Annotated in this window: 1 protein-coding gene; it reads right to left on the reverse strand. The window is 54.7% G+C overall.

Annotation, left to right across the window (positions count from 1 at the left end; translation table 11 throughout):
* Nucleotides 1-247 (reverse strand): peptidase dimerization domain-containing protein (locus tag SB725_RS32205; protein WP_410923553.1); only part of this gene is annotated, 247 nt, incomplete at its 3' end.
* Nucleotides 248-258 lie beyond the last annotated feature (11 nt).

A 258-nucleotide genomic window follows, 5' to 3' on the forward strand; every position in this document is an offset into this window, starting at 1 on the left:
CTTCAACCAGTTGATGATTCGGTGGGCATTCATAGCCAGGGATCGGCGGATGCAGCTCGTCGACCGTCAGACGACCCGGCCAGCGTTCGCTCACCGGAGCCAATGCATCGTTGAGCAAACCATTAAGTTCATTGAGTGTCATGCCAGGCAGCGGACGAATATCCATATGCAACTCACAGCAAGCGCAAATACGGTTAGAAGCGTCGCCACCGTGAATATGCCCGAGGTTGAGCGTAGGGTATGGCACGGTAAACGCTT

Origin of the sequence: Pseudomonas sp. SIMBA_041 (assembly GCF_046535095.1) — a bacterium.
GTDB lineage: Bacteria > Pseudomonadota > Gammaproteobacteria > Pseudomonadales > Pseudomonadaceae > Aquipseudomonas > Aquipseudomonas mucoides.